The sequence below is a fragment of the Nonomuraea polychroma genome, assembly GCF_004011505.1.
Lineage (GTDB): Bacteria > Actinomycetota > Actinomycetes > Streptosporangiales > Streptosporangiaceae > Nonomuraea > Nonomuraea polychroma.
In genome coordinates this window covers 10451888-10471792 of record NZ_SAUN01000001.1, presented here as the reverse complement: position 1 = coordinate 10471792, position 19905 = coordinate 10451888, and the positions used below count along the sequence as shown (strand labels likewise).

The 19905-nt window shown below is 68.6% G+C and carries 20 protein-coding genes; 7 read left to right on the top strand and 13 right to left on the bottom strand.

The window, feature by feature from the left end:
- Positions 1–34 precede the first annotated feature (34 nt).
- From EDD27_RS48875 to EDD27_RS48865, 3 genes are all read right to left on the bottom strand, one after another.
- A complete protein-coding gene (locus tag EDD27_RS48875) occupies positions 35–1288 on the bottom strand; it encodes an extracellular solute-binding protein (protein ID WP_127941449.1) in 1254 nt (417 codons plus the stop codon).
- A 200-nt stretch (positions 1289–1488) separates the two neighbouring features.
- Positions 1489–3360 carry an acyl-CoA dehydrogenase family protein gene (locus tag EDD27_RS48870; protein WP_127939563.1) on the bottom strand — a complete coding sequence of 624 codons (1872 nt, stop codon included), beginning with the start codon at positions 3358–3360 and terminating at the stop codon, positions 1489–1491.
- A gap of 66 nt (positions 3361–3426) precedes the next feature.
- Positions 3427–4665, bottom strand: a complete 1239-nt coding sequence (locus EDD27_RS48865) for an APC family permease (protein ID WP_127939562.1) — start codon at positions 4663–4665, stop codon at positions 3427–3429.
- Between the two features lie 81 nt (positions 4666–4746).
- Between EDD27_RS48865 and EDD27_RS48860 the strand changes: the two genes are divergently transcribed.
- The 3 genes from EDD27_RS48860 (at position 4747) to EDD27_RS55135 (ending at position 7025) form a co-directional block, all read left to right on the top strand.
- A complete protein-coding gene (locus EDD27_RS48860; RefSeq protein WP_127939561.1) occupies positions 4747–5217 on the top strand; it encodes an Lrp/AsnC family transcriptional regulator in 471 nt (156 codons plus the stop codon).
- Positions 5218–5286: 69 nt separating this feature from the next.
- Entirely contained in the window at positions 5287–6714 is a 1428-nt protein-coding gene (locus tag EDD27_RS48855) for a serine hydrolase domain-containing protein (protein WP_241564648.1), read from the top strand.
- A 170-nt stretch (positions 6715–6884) separates the two neighbouring features.
- The gene (locus EDD27_RS55135) at positions 6885–7025 is read left to right on the top strand and encodes a hypothetical protein (RefSeq protein ID WP_164904132.1); all 141 of its coding nucleotides are present in this window, start codon (positions 6885–6887) and stop codon (positions 7023–7025) included.
- Positions 7026–7100: 75 nt separating this feature from the next.
- On the opposite strand, the gene EDD27_RS48850 is transcribed toward EDD27_RS55135, so the two are convergent.
- From EDD27_RS48850 to EDD27_RS48825, 6 genes are all read right to left on the bottom strand, one after another.
- Positions 7101–8246 (bottom strand): acetyl-CoA C-acetyltransferase, encoded by a 1146-nt coding sequence (locus tag EDD27_RS48850; protein ID WP_127939560.1) that lies wholly within the window; start codon positions 8244–8246, stop codon positions 7101–7103.
- Between the two features lie 72 nt (positions 8247–8318).
- Positions 8319–8972 (bottom strand): hypothetical protein, encoded by a 654-nt coding sequence (locus EDD27_RS48845; protein WP_127939559.1) that lies wholly within the window; start codon positions 8970–8972, stop codon positions 8319–8321.
- A 23-nt stretch (positions 8973–8995) separates the two neighbouring features.
- Positions 8996–9760 carry a class F sortase gene (locus EDD27_RS48840; protein ID WP_127939558.1) on the bottom strand — a complete coding sequence of 255 codons (765 nt, stop codon included), beginning with the start codon at positions 9758–9760 and terminating at the stop codon, positions 8996–8998.
- 5 nt (positions 9761–9765) lie between these two features.
- Positions 9766–10632 (bottom strand): hypothetical protein, encoded by an 867-nt coding sequence (locus EDD27_RS48835; protein ID WP_127939557.1) that lies wholly within the window; start codon positions 10630–10632, stop codon positions 9766–9768.
- A 119-nt stretch (positions 10633–10751) separates the two neighbouring features.
- Positions 10752–11537 carry a class F sortase gene (locus EDD27_RS48830; RefSeq protein WP_127939556.1) on the bottom strand — a complete coding sequence of 262 codons (786 nt, stop codon included), beginning with the start codon at positions 11535–11537 and terminating at the stop codon, positions 10752–10754.
- On the bottom strand, positions 11537–12793 hold the full coding sequence (locus EDD27_RS48825; RefSeq protein WP_127939555.1) for a hypothetical protein: 1257 nt from the start codon (positions 12791–12793) through the stop codon (positions 11537–11539). The genes EDD27_RS48830 and EDD27_RS48825 overlap by 1 nt, the downstream gene beginning before the upstream one ends.
- Positions 12794–13098: 305 nt before the next feature.
- On the opposite strand from EDD27_RS48825, the gene EDD27_RS48820 reads away from it, so the two are divergent.
- The gene (locus EDD27_RS48820; RefSeq protein ID WP_127939554.1) at positions 13099–14244 is read left to right on the top strand and encodes an acyl-CoA dehydrogenase family protein; all 1146 of its coding nucleotides are present in this window, start codon (positions 13099–13101) and stop codon (positions 14242–14244) included.
- 44 nt (positions 14245–14288) lie between these two features.
- Positions 14289–14450, top strand: coding sequence for a hypothetical protein (locus tag EDD27_RS55130; RefSeq protein WP_164904131.1), 162 nt, complete (start codon positions 14289–14291; stop codon positions 14448–14450).
- Between the two features lie 4 nt (positions 14451–14454).
- On the opposite strand, the gene EDD27_RS48815 is transcribed toward EDD27_RS55130, so the two are convergent.
- Positions 14455–14895, bottom strand: coding sequence for a MarR family winged helix-turn-helix transcriptional regulator (locus EDD27_RS48815; protein WP_127939553.1), 441 nt, complete (start codon positions 14893–14895; stop codon positions 14455–14457).
- 20 nt (positions 14896–14915) lie between these two features.
- On the opposite strand from EDD27_RS48815, the gene EDD27_RS48810 reads away from it, so the two are divergent.
- Positions 14916–15281, top strand: a complete 366-nt coding sequence (locus EDD27_RS48810) for a MarR family winged helix-turn-helix transcriptional regulator (RefSeq protein ID WP_127939552.1) — start codon at positions 14916–14918, stop codon at positions 15279–15281.
- A gap of 22 nt (positions 15282–15303) precedes the next feature.
- Here the strand turns inward: EDD27_RS48810 and EDD27_RS48805 are convergent, their stop codons facing one another.
- From EDD27_RS48805 to EDD27_RS48795, 3 genes are all read right to left on the bottom strand, one after another.
- Positions 15304–16080: an alpha/beta fold hydrolase gene (locus EDD27_RS48805; RefSeq protein WP_127939551.1), complete on the bottom strand. Its 777-nt coding sequence runs from the start codon at positions 16078–16080 to the stop codon at positions 15304–15306.
- Between the two features lie 16 nt (positions 16081–16096).
- Entirely contained in the window at positions 16097–18313 is a 2217-nt protein-coding gene (locus EDD27_RS48800) for an ATP-binding SpoIIE family protein phosphatase (protein ID WP_127939550.1), read from the bottom strand.
- A 123-nt stretch (positions 18314–18436) separates the two neighbouring features.
- Positions 18437–19141 (bottom strand): iron-dependent transcriptional repressor DtxR, encoded by a 705-nt coding sequence (locus EDD27_RS48795; protein ID WP_127939549.1) that lies wholly within the window; start codon positions 19139–19141, stop codon positions 18437–18439.
- Between the two features lie 136 nt (positions 19142–19277).
- Between EDD27_RS48795 and EDD27_RS48790 the strand changes: the two genes are divergently transcribed.
- The gene (locus tag EDD27_RS48790) at positions 19278–19895 is read left to right on the top strand and encodes a UdgX family uracil-DNA binding protein (RefSeq protein WP_127939548.1); all 618 of its coding nucleotides are present in this window, start codon (positions 19278–19280) and stop codon (positions 19893–19895) included.
- Positions 19896–19905: the final 10 nt, after the last annotated feature.

Here is a 19905-nt window from a genome sequence, read left to right as displayed (position 1 = left end):
GGCCCGGCGAGGAGACGCCGGGCCGTCCTCCCGATCAACCGGCCTCGGCGACCTTCTGGAGCTCGCCGAGGACCGTGGCCGGGTCCTCCTTGACGGCGCCGCCGATGGTCTGCTTGATCTTCGGGTTCACGTCGGCCCACTTGGGGTCCTGGAACGGGTAGAAGCTGGCGTTCGGCAGCGCGTCCAGGAACGGCTTGAGCTTCTCGTCACTCGACAGCTTCTGGATGCCGCCGTTGGTGACGGGCAGCAGCTTGTACGTGTCGGAGATCTTCGTCGCGGCATTGCCGGTGTAGAAGAAGTCGAAGAACTTCTTGATCTCGGCGGCGTGGCCGTTCTTGTTGAACGCCATGATCCAGTCCATGACGCCGAGCGTGGTGTCGAGCGGGCCGGCCTTGCCTGGGATGGGCGCGACGCCGTAGTTCTTCAGCCCGGCCGCGTCGAAGATCGGGATGGACATGGGGCCGCCGTTGACCATGCCGACCTTGCCGGCGCCGAAGTCCTCCCAGACCGTCTTGCGGTCCTTGGTGCCGGGGTTCGGGGTGGTCAGGCCCGCGTCGACCAGGCCCTTGAGGTAGGTGAACGTCTCGACGTTCTGCGGGGAGTTGATCGCCCACTTGCCGGAGGCGTCCTTGTAGCCGCCGCCGTTGCCGAGCATCCACAGGAACGACTCGGCCTGGGCCTCCTCCTGGCCGAGCGGCAGGCCGAACGGCTGCGTCACGCCGGCCTTCTTCAGCTTCTCGGCCGCCGCCTTGAGCTCGTCCCACGTCTTCGGCGGCTCGGTGATGCCGGCCTTGGTGAACAGGTCCTTGTTGTAGAACAGGGCGCGGGCGGAGGAGACGAACGGGATGCCGTACGCGGTCCCGTCGACCTTGCCGAACTCGGCGAACTTCTGCAGCATGTCGCCGGAGACGTTCGGGGACAGGACCTCGTCCACCTTGTGGAGCAGCCCGTCCTTGACGAAGCCGGAGTAGTCGCCGGTCTGCAGGATGTCGGGCACCTGGCCGTTCTGGACCATGGTGGCGACCTGCTTGTCGATGTCGTTCCAGTTGATGACCTGGACCTCGACCTTGATGTTGGGGTTCGCGGCCTGGAACTCGTCCACGACCCCCTTCCAGAACGTCTCGCCCGAGTTCGGCTTGCCGGGTCCGTCACCGTAGTCGGCCGCGACCATCTTGAGCGTGACCTGGCCGCCGGCCGAGGCCTGCGTTCCGCCGCCGTCGCCGGAGCCGCAGCTGGACAGGACCAGCACCGTGGCAAGGCCGAGAGCGGCGCCGCCCACAAGCTTCATGTTCACTGGAGATACCGCCTTCTCGTCGGACGGGTGACGCTGGTCCGTACCAGCTACCGGACCCCGCCCTGGGGGGATGGGCACGCGCGACGCGCGTTTGCGCCAGAGTAAGCCCGCGTTAAGGAGCCGGTCTATACCGGCTTGTCTCGATTTGAAAACACTCTTCCCTAAAAAGGCTCACAACCGGTCTAGACCGGACGTCAGAGGATCTTCCGCCGGACGTTCTCCCCGCCCTCCGGCGTGCCGATCCACGGCCCCTCGATGGACGGGTCGAGGATGCCTTCCTCGACGAAGCCGTAGCGGCCCTCCAGCACGTAGCCGGCCAGCCGCGCGTCGTGGGCGTCGCTGTTGTCCCAGAGCCGGTCGAACAACGCGTCCACGCGACGTCGCGCCTGGTGGCAGAAGGTGTCGGCCAGCTCGTACGGCCTGCGCCCCAGGTCCTTGGCGTCCTCTTCGGCCTTGACGCAGGCGGCGGTCATGGCGAACAACTCTGCCCCGATGTCGACGATCCGGCCCAGGAAGGACTGTTTGTGCTCCAGCCTGCCCTGCCAGCGGGACATGCCGTAGAAGGTGGACCGGGCCAGCTTCCTGCTGGTCCGCTCCACGAAACGCAGGTGCGCGGCCAGCGGGCCGAAGTCGGCGTACGCGGTGGGCAGGTTGCCGGTGCCGGCCACCAGCGTGGGCAGCCACTTGGCGTAGAAGCGGCTGGCCCGTTTGAGCGCCTGGGTGCGCTCGTGGCGGGAGGCGTCCGGGTTGATCAACTCTCCGGCGGCCGACAGGTGCGCGTCCACGGCCTCCCTGGTGATCATCAGCCGCATGATCTCGGAGGAACCCTCGAAGATGCGGTTGATGCGCGAGTCGCGGAGCATCTGCTCGGCCGGCACGCCGCGCTCGCCGCGGGCGGCCAGCGACTCGGCCGTCTCGTAGCCGCGCCCGCCCCTGATCTGGACCAGTTCGTCGAGCGCCTGGTACGACATCTCGGTCGCGTAGAGCTTGCCCAGCGCCGCCTCGATCCTGATGTCGTTGCGCTTGTCGTCGGCCAGGCGGCTGGTGAGCTCCATGACGGCCTCCAGCGCGTACGCGGTGGCCGCGATGAAGGCGATCTTGGTGGCCACGGCCTCGTGCGTGCCGATCTTGTGGCCCCATTGCACGCGCGCGTTGCCCCACTCGCGGGCGATCTTCAGCGCCCACTTGGCGTTCCCCGCGCATGTGGCCGGGAGCGACAGGCGGCCGGTGTTGAGCGTGGTCAGCGCGATCCGCAGCCCGTCGCCCTCGCGCCCGATCAGGTTCTTCGCGGGCACCCTGACCTGGGAGAACTCGGTGACGCCGTTCTCGATCCCGCGCAGCCCCATGAAGCCGTTACGGCGTTTGACCGTGATGCCCGGCGAGTCCGCCTCGACCACGAACGCGCTGATCTTCTTGCCGGTACGGGCCATGACCACGAGCAGGTCGGCGACGACGCCGTTCGTCGTCCACAACTTGACGCCGTCGAGCACGTAATCGTCGCCGTCGCGGACGGCGGTCGTGGACAGGCGTGCAGGGTCGGAGCCGACGTCCGGCTCGGTCAGCAGAAAAGCGGAAATTTCGCCCGCCGCGCACCTTGGCAGGAATTCTCGCTTCTGTTCCTCCGTGCCGAACAACTTCAGCGGCTGCGGCACCCCGATCGACTGGTGCGCCGACAGCAGTGTGGCCAGCGCCGGGCAGTACGAGCCGACGAGCATGAGAGCTCGGCAGTAGTACAGGTAGGGAAGCCCGAGCCCGCCGTACTCCTCGCCGATCGTGATCCCGAACGCGCCGAGCCCCGCCAGTCCCTTGACCACCTCGTCCGGTATCTGCCCGGTCCGCTCGATGAGCGCCGGATCGACGTGCGCGTCGAGGTAGCGGCGCACCGCGCGGACGAACTCCTCACCGCGCTTGGTGGCCTCGTCGGGCAGCGTGGGCGCCGGATAGACCAGATCCAGCCGGAAGTCGCCCAGGAACAACTGCCTGCCGAAGCTCGGCAGCCTCCATTCCTTCTCGCGGGCCTGCTCGCCGACTGCCCTGGACTCCGCGTACTTGGCGTGCTCGGTCATAGCACCTCCCGACGTTGCGCCGTCCCGTGCTATGAGTAGTGCCCGCCCGACGGCGCCCTTCGCCGTTTATATGCCCTTTTTCTGCGGACGGCGAGAGCCGGCCGCCAGCACGGCCGCCGCCACGAGCGCGAGCACGGCGGGAACCACCAGGTAGACGCCGCAAAACCCGAGCGCCGCCAACGACAGCCCGGCCCCCACGACGGCCACGGTGCGGTGCCGGCCCGCGGGCAACATCCGCACCGCGGCCACCACGCCGGCCGCCGTGACGGCGGCCAGGCACGCCGAGGTCGCCCGCATCAGCAGGTCCAGATCCACCGCCCACACCAGCACGGGCAGACACAGCACGGCAAGCAGCCCGAGGCTCCGGTACGGCGTCCGCCCCGGCTCCCCGCCCGAGGCGAACCAGCCGGGCAGCGCCCCGTCCCTGGCCAGGGCCGCCCCGAGCCGCGCGGCCCCGGCGAGGTAGGTGTTGACCGCCCCGAACGTCAGCAGCACGGCCACCACCCCGGTCACGGGCCGCGCCGCATCGCCGAGGCCCAGCGCCAGCATCGCCGACAACGGCACCTCGGTCATGTCGGCGCCCAGAACGGCGACGGAGGTCACCGACACCCCCACGTAGAGGACAGTGATCACGGCGAGGGTCGCGACCGTGGCCCGTACCAGTCCGTTCGCCCGGTCGGCGAACTCGGCCGACAGGTGGCTGGCCGCCTCCCAGCCGACGAAGGCGAACATGAGCACACCGGCCGCGCTCGCCACGCCCGCCATGCCGTGCGGGGCGAAGGGCGTGAAGTTGGCCGGGTCGGCGTGCGGGGCGGCGCTGATCACGGCGGCGGCCAGCAGCCCCACCAGCAGCACGACGAAGCCGATCTGCAGCAGCCCGGACGTCCGCAGGCCCGCGGCGTTGGCCGCGAAAGCGGCGATCATGATGAGCCAGGCGGCCAGGGTGCCGTCCACGCCGAAGCACGCCTCGACGTACTGGCCGCCCACGAGTGCGCCCGCGACGGTCCCGATGGGGACGGCGCCGAAGAACCACCATCCGGTCACCGCGGAGGCGCGTCGGCCGAACGCGAGCCCGACGAAGCTCGCCACTCCCCCGCCGTCCGGGTACCGCGCGCCGAGCGCGGCGAAGGTCAGCGCCACGGGGACGCTGAGCGCCAGCAGCCCCGCCCAGGCCAGCACGGAGGCGGGCCCGGCGGCGGAGGCGGCGAGATACGGCAGCACCAGCATCCCCGGCCCGAGCACCGCGCCCACCAGCAGTGCCGTGCCTTGCCCAGCAGTCATGCGGGCATACGTCTGTTGCGTCATGCCGCCGAAATTAGCTCGTATGGACGGTAATCTGGGTGCTCTCCCGAACGCATGACCGGACAGAGAAGGAAAGCTCCACACATGGACGAACTTGATTCGGCGATCGTGCGGTTGCTCCAAACGGATGCGCGGCAGTCGAACCGGGAGCTCGCCCGGCAACTCGGCATCGCCCCCTCGACCTGTCTGGAGCGGGTCAGGGCGCTCACCCGCCGCGGCGTCATCCGCGGCTACCACGCCGACATCGACCCGGCCGCGCTCAACCGCACCGTCCAGGCGATGGTCGCGGTTCAGGTACGCCCGCTCAGCCGGGCGGTGATCAACGCGTTCAAGTCGTCGGCCGCCGAGATGCCCGAGGTGCTCAGCGTGTTCGTGCTGGCGGGCGGGGACGACTTCCTCCTGCACGTGGCCGTGCAGGACCTGGATCACCTGCACGCGTTCCTGCTGGACAAGCTGAGCAAGCGCAAGGAGATCGTCGGCTTCCGCACGTCGGTGATCTATCAGCAGGTCCAGAAGGCCGTCCCGATCCGGCTCCCGTCGCCCCGCGAGACCTGACTTTCGTCAGGGGTTGTTCTGGACGATCGGCCGATCCGCCGAAAGGTCTCCCCTCTCTAGGTTTCTCCCGTGAAGATCCTCCTGATCGGCCTTTACGCGGCAATGTCCGTCGCTGCCCCGGCTCCCGCCATGACCCCTGCCGCGATCGACGCTTACATGCGCGGCGCGCTGGAATCGGGCGGCCTGCCTGGTGTGTCCGTGGTCGTCACGCACGGCGGCAAGGTGGTGCACGCGGCCGGGTACGGCCACGACTCCGAGGGCCGCGCGGTCACCGAGAACACCCCGATGCGGGTGGCCTCGGTGAGCAAGTCGTTCACCGCGATGGCGGTCATGACGCTCGTGGAGCGGGGCAAGATACGGCTGGACGAGCCGGTGGCCGCGCAGCTCCCGCGCTTCCGGATGGACGACCCGCGCGCGGCCCGGATCACCGTACGCCACCTGCTGAATCAGACCTCCGGCCTGTCGGACACCACAGTCGACATCAACGAGTTGGAGAGTGCCACGTCGCTCGCCGACTACACCGCCCGCCTGGCCGACGACGGGCTGCGCGCCGACCCCGGCACCCGCTGGGAGTACTGCAACGTCAACTACAACCTGGCCGCCAGGCTGGTCGAGGTGGCGAGCGGCCAGGACTTCGGCGATTACCTGCGCGACCGGGTGTTCGGCCCGCTCGGCATGAAGTCCAGCGCCGTCAGCGACCAGGTCGTCAGGCCCGCCGACGGCTACAACTCGGTCTTCGGCGTCTGGCTTCCCCGTCCCGAGCTGCCCGGCTTCCTCAGCGGCAGCGGCTCGGGAGGAGTGATCACCACGGCCGCCGACATGGGCAAATGGCTGATCGCCCAGTCCGGCGACGGCCGCCCCCTGGTCAAGCGGCAAAGCCTGGAGACCATGCACACGCCCACCGCCATCAGGAACTACGGCATGGGCTGGGGCATCGACCAGGAAACCGGGCAGCTCGCGCATTCCGGCAACCTGTTCACCTATAACGCCGTCGAAGCGATCTCCCCCCAGTCCGGCTACGGCTTCGCCGTCATGACCAACAGCGCGGCGCTGCACGACGCCACGTACGACATCATGCTCGGGCTCACGGCACTGAGCGAGGGGCGGACCCCGGAGCGGCCGGGCGGGGACCGGCAGCTGTTCGAGCTGGTGCTGGCTCTGATCGCAGTGGCCGCGGCGGGCCTATCGGCGATGGGCGTGCTCCGGGCCCGGCGGTGGGCGGCCAGGCAAGCGGGCAAGCCGCGGTGGCGGGCCTGGCTGCGGCTGGCTCCGCTGCTGCTGCCCGCCGCAGCGCTGGCCGCGTATCCGGACCTGATCTCGCTCCTGATGAACGGCCGGACGGTCACCTGGGCCCAGCTCACATATTTCGCCGCACCGCTGTCGCTCATGCTGCTCGTGACGGCGCTCGCGGGCGCGCTCGTGGCCGCGGCCCGCGTCTTCAGGCTCCGCAGCGGGCGGGCGCGGCGACCGGCTGCTGCCGCCAAGTCGCTGATTTAATCCGTTGCGGGGCGTTCCGGCTCCCCCGTACTGTCATGGACATGCGCCTTTACCTGTAATTCGCCTCAGCAGCGAGACCGCCTCCGTCCGACCATCCAGACGCGGCAGCTGAGCATGTCGACCGGCCTTCGTGAGCGAGCCGCGTCGTGAATTACGTAAAGGAGCCTCTTATGCGAGTTCGCGCAGCCAAGAAGGGCAAGAAGACCCCGGGCCTTCCCGGGCGTGAGATGCCCATGCCGCCCCGGCAGATGCCCCGGATGCCGCAGCGTCCGATCGCGCCGCCCCGGCGCATCCCGTCCAAGGGCCGCTGAGACCACTACCTGGATGGGTAGTTAGCGCGAGCGCCGCCTCCCTCGTTACGCCCGGAGGCGGCGCTCGCAACCCCCTTAAAGCCTTTCGATGATCGTGACGTTGGCCTGGCCGCCGCCCTCGCACATCGTCTGCAGCCCGTAGCGGCCGCTCGTGCGCTCAAGCTCGTGCAGGAGCTTGGTCATGAGGATCGCCCCCGTGCCGCCGAGCGGGTGGCCGAGCGCGATGGCGCCGCCGTTGGGGTTGACCTTGGCGGGGTCGGCGCCGAGCTCGTGCATCCAGGCCAGCGGCACCGGCGCGAACGCCTCGTTGATCTCCACGACGTCGATGTCGTCGATCGACATGCCGGCCTTCTTGAGCGCCCGCCGCGTGGCGGGGATCGGCGCGGTCAGCATGTAGATCGGGTCGTCGCCCATGAGCGCGAGCTGGTGGATGCGGGCGCGCGGCGTCAGCCCGTGGTCCTTGACGGCCTGCTCGGAAGCGATCAGCACCGCGCCGGAGCCGTCGGAGATCTGCGAGGAGGTGGCGGCGGTGATCTGGCCGCCCTCCTTCAGCGTCTTCAGCGAGGCCATCTTCTCCAGCGTCGTGTCCGCCCGCGGGCCCTCGTCGTCCTCGACGCCGTTGATCGGCGCGATCTGGTCCTTGAAGTGGCCGTTCGCGATCGCCTTGGCGGCCCGCTGGTGGGACTCGAGCGCGAACTGCTCCAGCACCTCCCGCGTGTAGCCCCACTTCTCGCACATCAGCTCCGCGCCGCGGAACTGCGAGATCTCCTGCTTGCCGTATCGCTCGACCCACTTGTCGCCGAACGGGAACGGCATGCCCTTCTCCAGGGCGGCCGTGATCGAGGAGCCCATGGGCACGATGCTCATCGACTCGACGCCGCCGGCCACGACCAGGTCCTGAGTGCCGGACATGACGCCCTGAGCGGCGAAGTGGATCGACTGCTGCGAGGAGCCGCACTGCCGGTCGATCGTGACGCCGGCGGTGGTCTCCGGCAGACCCGCCGACAGCCAGGCATTACGGGCGATGTCCATGCTCTGGGGGCCGAACTGCATGACGCATCCCATGATGACGTCCTCGACCGCCGCGGGGTCGACACCGGTGCGGTCGATCAGCGCCTTCAGCGTGTGAGCGGCCAGGTCAGTGGGGTGGACGGTGGACAGACCGCCCTTCTTCTTGCCGACCGGGGTGCGGACAGCCCCGACGATGTACGCCTCTGCCACGGTGCCTCCTGAGAACCGAGCATTATTCGGTTACTAGGAGCAGGGTACAACAGAATGACGTTCGGCCGCTGCTCAGGCCGGAGGCAGCAGGTCCTCCGCCGCGTCCACCCTGAACCGCCACCGGTCCACGACCAGCCCGTTCAGCGCCTCGGACAGCTCCAGCGCCAGCGCCCCCAGCTTGACCTGCTCGTCACCGCGCAACTCGATCGCGGTCAGCTCGGTCGCGAAAGGCAGCAGCTCCTGTACGGCCGGGGGCTGGCCCTTCTGCAGGACCAGGACGGCCTTGATGTCACCGGCGGTGAACGTGAACTCGTCGTCCTCCTGCGGCTCCAGCAGCGGCGCAAGGTCCTCGGCGGTCGGGCGTGTCGGGAGGATGACCGCGGGACCCGTGTTCTCCTCGTCGGAAGGGTCGCTCACCTCGCCGCGGCAGACCGCAAGCCCTTTGAGCCTGAAGGCGATGCCCTCGGCGAGATAGCGGTCGAAGAAGTCCAGCGGCAGCGGCCCTTCGGCGGCCACCCGCACCGCCCAGACCTTCTCCAGCTCGCCGCCCGCCAGGTCGCTGTCCGCCTCCACGGGCGCGCAGACCCGGACGTCGGTGGCCACGATGTCGTCGCCGTCCTTCTTGGCCCCCGGGTCGGCGAGCTGGACGATGCGCAGCAGCTCGGCCGGATCAGGTTTGGCCGGCAGTGCCGCCGTGGGGCCAGTACGCAGTCTCCGCTTCGCCATCCAGCCCATGCCCGCCTCCGCGCTCAGCTTCGATAGGAGCTCGTCATCGTCGCGTAGACGATGATGTTGTCGGTGTAATGCCCGGTACGCCGATCGTAGGTCCCGCCGCAGGTGATCAGGTGGAGCTGGGCGTTGTCCTGCGGCCCGTAGACCCGCTGGGTCGGGAACGTCTTCTTGTTCGCCTGCTCCACGCCGCCGACGGTGAAGACCGCCGTGGTGCCGTCCTGGCGCTTGACCTCGATGCTGTCACCGTTCTTGATCTCGAACAACCGGCTGAACACCGCGCTGCGCGTCCTGGTGTCCTTGTGCCCGAGGAGCACGGCGGGACCGGCCTGGCCCGGGGTCGACATGTTCCGGTACCAGCCCACCAGGTTGGGGTTGTCCGGCGGCGGCACCTGGATCGTCCCGTCCTTGGCGAGGCCGACGGACTTGATCGGCGCGTTGATCCCCAGCCGCTTGATCATGATCCGGACGGGGGTGGACGGCATCATCGCCGGGGCCGGGTTGATCTGCGGCAGCGGCGGCGGCACGTCGGGGGCCGCCTGGAACAGCGCCTGCTCCGGCTTGCCGCTCTGGTTCGGCTGCGACGGCAGCGCCAGGCTGTCCCTGTTGTTCGACGCGAGGCCGTACTCGTCCGGGGAGCGGAGCACGATCAGCAGCCCGGCCACCACGGTCACGACGCCTGCGATGGCCGCTACGAGCAGCACGGTCCTGAGCGCCGTGCTCCCCTTGTCCTCGGGTGGAGGCGGTGCTGCCCCGCCGCCGCCATACGGGTAATACCCAGACATTTCAGTCAGCCCCGGGTGGCGTTACGGCGACGCATGACCAGCCCACCCACGGTCGCGGCCGCGATCAGCGCCGCGCCGGTCAGGATGAACATCCGCCCGTCAGGCCCCATCTCGCCACCGGCCCCGGTGTCCGCCCCTTCCTTGGGGGTCTTGGACTTGTTGGTCTTCTCGGGCGGGGTGACGGTCACCGTTGCGGTGCTGGTCTTGGTGGGCTTGGGGGTGCTCGAGGTCGGGGTGTTGGTCGGCGTGTTGGTCGGGGTGTTCGTGCCATTGGTGGCGGTGCTGCCGGTGCCGACGACCAGGGTCGCGGCGGGACCGGCGCCGGTAGCCGTCGGCTGACAGTTGTAGGTCGCGCCATTGGCCTGGACCGAGAACCCACCGCCCTTGAGAGTCACAGTGCCGGATGCAGTCGGCACGACGACCATGGTCATGGCCGGCACTGGCACAGGGGAACCGGTCGACACAGACGCCTGAGCAGTCACCACGCCATTGGCGCTAATACTGGTCGAGGGCAGAGGCGTGCCGTTCGGGCTGACGGCGCCCGATGCCGAAACAGTGGCACCTGTCGGGATCGGCGTGGTCGCCGGCAGAGGCGTCTGCGATGCGGTACCTGTGGGCGTAAGCACGTCCCACGTGACCGTCACCGTGGCGCTGGGCGAGATGGTCCCGGCCGGCCCTCTCAACTCCATACGGAAGTGGTAGGGCGATGGCGCTCCTTCCGCCGGGCCGCAGTTGTAGACCACGTCCACCGGGGCAGCGATCGCAGCCACCACAGGTAGACCACCGAAGATGCCTGCGCCTAGGACGGCCATAGCGGATGTCTTGAGGGCGAGGCGGCGCCTCGCCTTGGACGTCAGCACTTCCATCTCCATTCAGCGCAGTATCAACAGTCGTGCCAGAATCCCAGCCGTTTGTCACGGTTAGGTTGAGATCTTACGAACTGACCCTGTCAACTTCCGGTAAACCGCCAAATCGGCCACAGCGATCTCGGTCACCCCTTCTTCTTGGACAACGTCGCGTACACGACGATGTTGTCCTGGTAGCTGTGCGCCCCCTTGTTGAAGACACCGCCACACGTGACGAGCCTGAGCTCGGCCCCGCTGGTGTTGCCGTACACCCGCTTGGTCGGGAATGTCGACTTGCTCACCTGCTCGATCCCACTCACCGTGAACCGGGTGACCTTGCCGTCCGACCGGTACACGTAGATGTGGTCACCCTTGGCCAGCTCCGACAGCCGGGCGAAGACAGCAGGACCCTTACGGGTGCTGACGTGACCGTTGATGACCGAAGGCCCAGCTTCGCCGGGGACCGGCGAGAAGCGGTACCAGCCGGTCTGGTTCTGCTTGGTCAGCGGCGGGGTGCCGAGGTTGCCCTTGATGTCCACGGTGACCTGCCCGATGGGGGCGTTCACCTTGATCTTGGGGATCTTGATGCGGGAGGGCTTCGTCTTGGCCTTCGCGACCTTGGTCTTGGGCGCCGGGATGGGCGCCACGGTGGGCACGGCGGCCAGTGGCGGCGGCGCGTCGAGCCGGGCCGGCGTCAGGCCGGACTTGCCGCCGGGTCCGACGGTCGGCGGCAGGACGAACGCGCCCGCGTTCTCGATCTGCACCGTGGACGGCTGGTCCATGGCCGCGAGGCCCGGCCCTGAGCCGTCGTCCACCGGGGGCGCCAGGGAGAGCAGACCCACCATGACGGCGCCCACGCCGGCCAGCGAGCCGGCGATCAGCAGTCCCGGCAGCGCCTTGTTGAGCGGCGACTTCTGCGGCTGCTCGGTCATCACTTCACACCTCCGGCGTGCGCGGTGCGGCGGCGCCACAACAGCAGGCCTCCGGCCGCACTGCCCATGATCATCGCGGATCCGCTCGCGATCAGTCCGTACGCCCCCGTGTCCACGGGTGGATCGGGCAACTCACCGGTCTCCACTCCGCCCTTGGGCGTCTTGGCGATCTGCGGTCTCACATACTTCGTCGCCGTCGGCTTCACGGACGTCGTGGTGGTCGGCGTCGCGGTGCTCACTGTCCCGGGGATGACGCTCACGAGCCCCGGCTCCGTGTACTGCGAGGTGGGGTTGCTGGTGGGCGTCGTGGTGGTGGTCGGCGTCACCGTGTTCGTCGGACTGGTCGGCGGCGTGGTCGTCGGGGGCGTGCTCGTGGGGGACGTCGGGGGCGTGCTGCTCGGCCTCTCCCCGACGGTCACCACGATCGACCCGGGAGGGCTGGCAGGCGTGCACTTCGCGCTGTGGAAACCGGTCGGCTTCTGAGCCGTGGCGGTCGAGACCTCGAACGCGTCCAGCCACATCGGCTTGGCCGAGTTGGTCGAGGCGTTCTCAACCTTGATGACGTGCTTGCCGTATTTCAGCGTGGACGACTCCCACAGTACTTTGCCGCCCTCGAGATCATCATTGACCGGATCGTCGTTGGCGTCGCGCGAAGGATCGACCGTGGCCCGCTTGCTGCCGTCGATATAGATGTTGACCGGTCCCGAGTCCTTGTCCGTCGGCCCGATGTACTTCACGCTCGTGCCGATGAAGTTCAACTCGGCGGAGGCGTTCAGTTCCGTGGTCTCGTGCAGGTCGTTGTGCACGTGGTGCTCGGAGGACGGGCGGTCGTCCCGCGACATCCACGTGCCGCTGTAGACGATCTGCATGTCGCTCGGGTTGTCGGCATCGTCACCGTCGTTGATGACCACGCTGTTGTCCGGCGGGGTGAAGTCGAGGTCGATGTCCTTCGGCGTGATCCTGATGGTGCCCGTCTTGTTGATCAGGCCGGGGTCGTTCAGCATCGGAGGCAGGCCGAGGGGGGCGTCGGGGCGCAGTTCCTTCTCAGGCTCGGCACTACCCCTGGGCTGGAGGATGCCCTGCCAGTCGCTCTTGAGCTCGAGGTTGCCGATGGCATGCACCTGTCCGCCAGGGCCGAAGTAGCCAGGCGACTGGAACGTGCTGCCGTCGCCGGTGTACTCCAGCTTCCAGGAGTAGTTGAGCGGGCCGCCGACCACGAGATCCGTCTCGAAGGTGAGGTAGGTCGTCAGCTTCACCGGAGGGTTCCGAACGATGCTGCTCGATCCTGTAGCCGTACAGATGTACTCGACCTCGAGATCGGCCGGCGCCGCCGATGCGGGCAGGTTCGGCAACACTGCCACACCTAACGCCGCGAGGGAACCGACCGATGCGGCGATCCACGCCTTGCGCCACCGACTCACGGAAGACTCCGATCACCCATAAATAGACCGAGGGTAGATCTTAGGGGCGAAAACACCCGCAACACATGCTGAATGAGGCATCCGCTGGCACTTGTGATAAAGCCGTGTCCAGTAACAGAATCCTGTTCGGGAGGCGAAGGATGGAAAGAGACCTCTTCGACGAGGAACACCTGCTCTTCAGGGACACGGTGCGCGAGTTCATGGCCCGCGAAGTGGTGCCGCACCACGCGCAGTGGGAGAAGGACGGCATCGTCCCGCGCGAGGTGTGGAAGAAGGCCGGTGAACTGGGCATGTTCGGCTTTTCGGTCCCCGAGGAGTACGGCGGCGCGGGCGTCACGGATTTCCGGTACAACACGGTGATCGTCGAGGAGATCATGCGGCACGGTGCGACCGGGCTCGGCTTCTCGCTGCACAACGACGTCATGGCGCCGTACGTCGTCGATCTGACCAATGACGAGCAGAAGCAGCGGTGGTTGCCCGGCTTCGCCGCCGGGGAGCTGATCACGGCGATCGCGATGAGCGAGCCGGGTGCGGGCAGCGACCTGCAGGGCATCAGGACCACCGCCGTCCGCGAAGGCGACCACTACGTCGTCAACGGGCAGAAGACGTTCATCACCAACGGCATCAACGCCGACCTCGTGGTCGTGGTGGCCAAGACCGACCCGGAGGCGGGGGCCAGGGGCACGACGTTGATCGTCGTGGAGCGCGGCATGGAGGGGTTCACCCGGGGACGCAACCTCGACAAGGTCGGCATGAAGGCGCAGGACACCGCCGAGTTGTTCTTCGAGAACGTCCGCGTGCCCGTCGCCAACCGCCTCGGCCCGAACGACGGCGAGGGCTTCTTCCAGCTCATGCACAACCTGCCCCAGGAACGCCTGTCGATCGCGGTGGCGGCGGTGGCCGCGGCGGAGTCCGTCCTGGAGCAGACCATCGAGTACTGCAAGACCCGCCAGGCCTTCGGCCGCAGCATAGGTTCGTTCCAGAACACCCGGTTCGTCCTGGCCGAGCTGGCCACCGAAACCGAGATCGCCCGCCACTACGTCGACAAGTGCATCCTGGCGCTCAACGCCAAGCAGCTCACGGCGGTGGACGCGGCCAAGGCCAAGTGGTGGACGACCGAACTGCAGAACAAGGTCATCGACCGCTGCGTCCAGCTCCACGGCGGGTACGGCTACATGATGGAGTACCCGGTCGCCAAGGCCTGGCTGGACAGCCGCGTCCAGACCATCTACGGCGGCACGACCGAGATCATGAAGGAGATCATCGGCCGGTCATTCGGTTTTTAGTTCCTGGCGCGCGGGCGAGCACCCGACGCCACATACTGGGGAGCATGGACGGCGGCCTGATCCTCCTGGTCTTCCTGGCGTTGCTCGTCGCCTGGGGGCTCAATCGCGTGCGCCGGGCGTTCCGCCTGGGTCCCGTGGGCTACGCCGGCGTGATGATCGTGTTCATCATCGCCATGCTGCTCGTCTGGGGCCAGACAAAGATCTAGGGATCTAGGGAATCGCCTCGACGAAGCGGGTGAGCAGCCGGGCGAACTCGGCGCGCTCGGCCGCCGACCACCCCTCCATCGCCGCCGCGAACGCCGCCTGCCTGGCGCGGTGGGCTTGCTCCAGCGCCGCGCTGCCCTTGTCGGTCAGCGCCAGGTGCGACCTGCGCCCGTCCGCCTGATCGGCCTCGCGCCTGACCAGCCCCGCCTCCACGGCCGCGGCCACGAGCCGGCTTGCCCGCGGCTGGTCCACGCTCAACGCCTGCGCGACCGCGGTCACGGTGACGGGCTCGCGAGCGCCCTCGATCACATCCAGCACGTCGTACTCAGGCCCGGCGCCCTGGGCCTTCGCCAGCACACGCCTGCTCTGCCTGCGCCTGATGGCGACCATCGCCCGCTCGACCGCGCGGAGCTCGCGGAGCTCCGCAATTTCCTTGTCTTCATACATATAGTTGGTATTTTACATCTATGGACAGACCTATCGGCTATTGGTTGAAGCACCTGGACAATCTCCTGGAGAGCGCCATGGATCAGGCGCTCGAGACCGTCACCCGAAGGGAGTGGCAGGTGCTCAACGCCGCGGCGCAGGGCGGCGGCTCCGGGCCCATGCCGTTCGACGGGGTGGAAGAAGCCGTGGAGCGCCTCGTGGCGAGAGGGTGGCTGTCGGACGAGCGGCTCACCGAGGCGGGCAAGGCCGCGCACGCGGAGATCGCCGAGCGGGTTGGCCGGTTCAGGCGGCAGGTGAGCGCGGGGGTGACCCCGGAGGAATATCAGGCGACCGTGGACGTGCTGCGCCGAATGGCCGCCAATCTCACAGGGCCGCCGACCTCATGAAGTCCACCTCACGAAGTCGGTGTCATGAATCCGAGGACTCCAGGAGGACGCGGGCCACGAGGTCCGGGTCGTCGCTCATCGGTACGTGCCCGCAGCCCTTCAGCAGCTTGACCCGCTGTCCCGACCACCGAGCCGCGCGTACCGCCTGACGGCGCGGCAGCAGCCGGTCGTGCTCGCCCCACGCGATCGTGATCTGCGTCTTGGGCGGCGCCGGCGGCATCACCCCGGCGAACGACTCCAGCGTCTCGTCGAACCCGGTCGACGCCGCCAGCGCCCGCGTGGCCGCGAGCAGCGCGGCCGGCTCCAGCCTCGACGGGTGGGCGACCAGCACGCCGGTGGACAGGGCACGGAGGAACGGGCTCTCCGCCGTCCTGACGGCCTGCTCGGGCGGCATCGCCCGGGCGGTGGCCCGCAGCGCGCGCAGCACGGTCCGGCAGTAGAGCAGCTCGGCGCGGGACCAGAAGCCGGCCGGCGACAACGCGGTCGCCGTACGTACGACGCCGCGCGAGGCCAGCTCCAGCGCGATGTACCCGCCGAGCGAGTTGCCCGCCACGTGCGGCTCCCGGATGCCCAGCAACGCGCAGAACGACTCGACCGCGTTGGCCAGCGACTCGGCGGTGTACGGGACGCGGTCAGGAAACCCCGGCGACGCCCCGAACCCGGGCAGGTCGACCGCGATCACGGTGCGGAAGGCGGCCAGACGATCCATCACCGGCGACCACGCCTGCCAGTGGTGACCGATGCCGTGGATGAGGATCAGCGGCGGGCCGGAGCCCCGCCGATCAAAGGCCAGCTCCATGCCGCCAGTGAATCACTCACCTGCCACGGGTGGGAATCTCGAACCAGACGGCTTTGCCTTCCCTGGTAGGTCGCGATCCCCAGCGTCTGGCCAACTGGTCGACGAGGTAGAGGCCGCGCCCGCCCTCGTCGTTCTCCCCCGCGCTGCGGATCCGCGGCAGGCGCAGGTCCTGGTCGAAGACCTCGACCCAGACCGCCTCCTCGCCCCGGCGCAGCCGCAGCGTGAACTCCTTGTCGCCGACCACTTCGTCCTCGAAACCCGGCATGTCCCAGGACTCCTCGAACGGCAGCGGCGGCCCTTCCACGACCAGCTCCCTGCGCGGCACGCCGGCGCCGGCGGCGTGCAGGACGACGTTCGTCACAACCTCGGAGACCAGCAGGCAGGCCAGCTCGGCGCGCTCTTCGGGCACGTTCCAGCCGGCGAACGCCTCCGAGGCCATCCGGCGCGCCTCACCGACCATGATCGGCTGGGCGGGGAACGTGCGCTCCTCGACGTCGAGGTCCACGTCGCTGGAGCGCACGACCAGGATCGCCATGTCGTCGTCGATCTCGCCGGGCACCGCCACCGTGGCGGCGTCGGCGACGCGCTCGACGTCGGCGTCGGACATCTTGGCGAGTTTCTCGCACAGCACGCCGAGCGTCTCGGCGTCGCTCGGCATCCTGCCGTCGCGGCTGGGGCGGCGGTCGACCAGGCCGTCGGTGTAGAGGAGCAGCGCCGCACCCGGAGGCAGCGTGCGCGTCTCCTCCTTGTAGACGAGGTCGGCGTGCATGCCCTTGGCGCGTACGCCGAGCGGCTGGCCGACCTCCTCGATGTCCAGCTCGACGCACTGGCCGTCGACCAGCAGCAGCGGCGGGGCGTGCCCCGCGTTGGCGAAGGACAGCTGCCGGGACCAGGCGTCGTAGACGAGGTATTGGCAGGTCACGATGGGCGGGATGCTGACGTCGGCGCCGTTGTCGTCCTGCTCGGGGGTGGCGATGATGCGGGTCCACTCATCAAGCCTGGCCAGGATGTCGGCGGGCGACTTGTCGTCCTGCGCGAAGGCCCGTAGTGCGGCGCGCAGCTGGCCCATGATGGCCGCCGCCTTGGCGCCCCTGCCCTCGACGTCGCCGATCACGATGCCGACGCGACCGGCGGACAGCGGGATCACGTCGTACCAGTCGCCGCCCACCTGGGTCTGGATGCCCTGTCCGTGGGAGGCGAGCGGCGCCGCCGGGTAGTAGCGCACCGCGATCTCCAGGCCGTCGAGCTGCGGCAGCGCCCTCGGCAGCAGGTATTTCTGGAACGACTCCGCCGTGTGCCGCTCCTCCTCGAACAGCAGGGCGTTGTCGATCGCCAGCGCGACCCTGGTGGCGATGGCGCCCACGAAGTCGCGGTCGAAGGCGTCGTAATGAGGGCTGCGGCGGTCGGTGAGGTTGGACAGACCGAGGTACATCAGGCCGAGGGTCTCGCCGCGCACCAGCAGGGGGGCGACGATGGCCGAGGTCATGCCGATCTCGCCGCACAGTCGCGCGCTGTCGTCATGGGGGGCCGGGTAGCTGCTGCTGGAGAAGTCCTCGACGAGGATGGTCTCCTGGCGGCGCAGCGCCGCGTCCGCGTAGTGGCCGGCGGGGTAGCGGATCTCCGCGCCCACCGGCTTCCATGTGCCCGACGGCGGCGTCCACCCCTGCACGTGTTGTGAGACCCGGCGGACGAGCCGGTCGCCCTCCATCAACTCGATGAAGCAGTGGTCGGCGAACTGCGGGACGAGCATCTCGGCGACGCGCTTGAGCGTCTCCTCGACGTAGAGGGAGGCGGCCAGCCGCTCGCCGATGCGCTCGAGCAGCCCGAACCGGTCCTTTTCCCGCTCGTTGCTGCGCAGCGCCTCGCGCGCCATGATGACGATGCCGGTCACCGATCCCGACGGGTGGCGCAACGGCACGGCTTGGGCGCGCACGTAGACGATGGCGCCGTCGCCGCGCTTGACGTCGAACGTGCCCTCCCACACGCCGCCCTTGAGCACGTGCTTGGCCAGCTCGATCGCCAGCGGGTGGTCCCTCTCCATGATCCCGAGGGACAGGATGGACGTGCCTCTGGCGGCGCCAGGGCGACCGAAGAGCTTCTCGGCGAACGGGTTCCAATAGAGGAGGTTGCTGAAACGGTCGGTGACGACCACCGCCATTTCCGCGTGGTCTAGCACGGATCCGGCAGCAAGGTGATCAGCCGCATCTTGTGACAGATCCCCCCAACGCTTCATCCGGAGACCACTCCTCGGGGTGGCGAGCATGCAAAGCGAACCACGAGCGCTCCTGCAACAGTCTTGGCCAGGGGAGAGTGGAGGGCCTCCCAGGAGGGATTCAACCAAGCAGCCGCGCGCGCGTCAGCGCTTGGAGACAAATACGTGCGCGGCAACATCGCGCGGAAGCTCCGCGGGAGTGTCGTTCGCGTCACCGTCACCTGTCACCCGCACACCGTCGTCGCTCGCCGCGAGCGTGACCTCGCGTCCGGGTTGTATCCCAACTTGCTTGAGTTTAAGCATCACAGCGGGATCACTTTGCACTTGTTCGCTAATTCGCCGGACGACGACGGGTATATCTCTCGGTCCTGCCACGTCGCACATGGACGTCAACTGGTTGGCGCCGGCCTCGGCCGGCTCCTTGGCGCCCAGCTCCGCAAGCCCGGGGATGGGGTTTCCGTGCGGGCACACGGTGGGGTTGTCGAGCAACGTCACCAGCCGCGCCTCCACGGACTCCGACATGACGTGCTCCCAGCGGCACGCCTCTATGTGCACCTCTTCCCAGGGAAGCCCGATCACCTGGGTCAGCAGGCACTCCGCGAGCCGGTGCTTGCGCATCACCCGCGTGGCGAGCTGGCGGCCGAGCTCGGTCATCGACAGGTGCCGGTCGCCCTCGACGCGGACGAGTCCGTCACGCTCCATGCGCGCGACCGTCTGGCTCACCGTGGGGCCGCTCTGTTGCAGCCGCTCGGCGATGCGCGCGCGAAGGGGGACGATGCCCTCTTCCTCGAGCTCGTAAATCGTGCGGAGATACATCTCCGTCGTATCGATCAGGCCGTGTGCGGTCAAGACAGTCCTCCCAACTGAATGGTACGCCGGTCGTGGCGTTTGGGTGCCTCTGCACGCTGACCCACCCGACCTAGGACTGAGCCCGCCCGCCTCGGGCACAGGGCTCACAGGAACCCTATTGGGAGAACGACCGACGATGGATAAGGACGGCAACAACAGCGCGGCCGAGTTCCTTCCCGACCAGTTGGATCTCGAATCGCTGCGCCGCGCCGCCGCAGGCTGCCAGGGGTGCGGCCTGTACAGGAACGCCACGCAGACGGTTTTCGGTGAAGGACCTGGCCAGGCGACGTTCATGCTGGTGGGCGAGCAGCCCGGGGACCAGGAGGACCGTCAGGGCCATCCGTTCGTCGGTCCGGCGGGCCGCATTCTGGACAAAGGGCTGGCGGAAGCTGGTATTCCGCGTGACGACGTTTACGTCACCAACGCGGTCAAGCACTTTTCCTTCGTGCCGCGCGGGAAAAGGCGTATTCACCAGAAGCCGACGGCCGCCGAAGTCGCGGCCTGCCATCCATGGCTCGACGCGGAGCTGGCCGTGGTGGATCCCGCGGTGATCGTGGTGCTGGGTGCGACGGCCGCGCAGGCGCTGCTGGGGCGGACGTTCCGGGTCACGCAGCACAGGGGCGAGCCGATGCCGCTCGGGAACGCGCTCGCCGTGGCCACCATCCACCCGTCGGCCGTGTTGCGCGCGCCGGACAGGGACGCCGCCTACGCGGGCTTCCTCTCCGACCTCCAAGCAGCGGCCCGGGCAGCGTGACCGGCCCCCA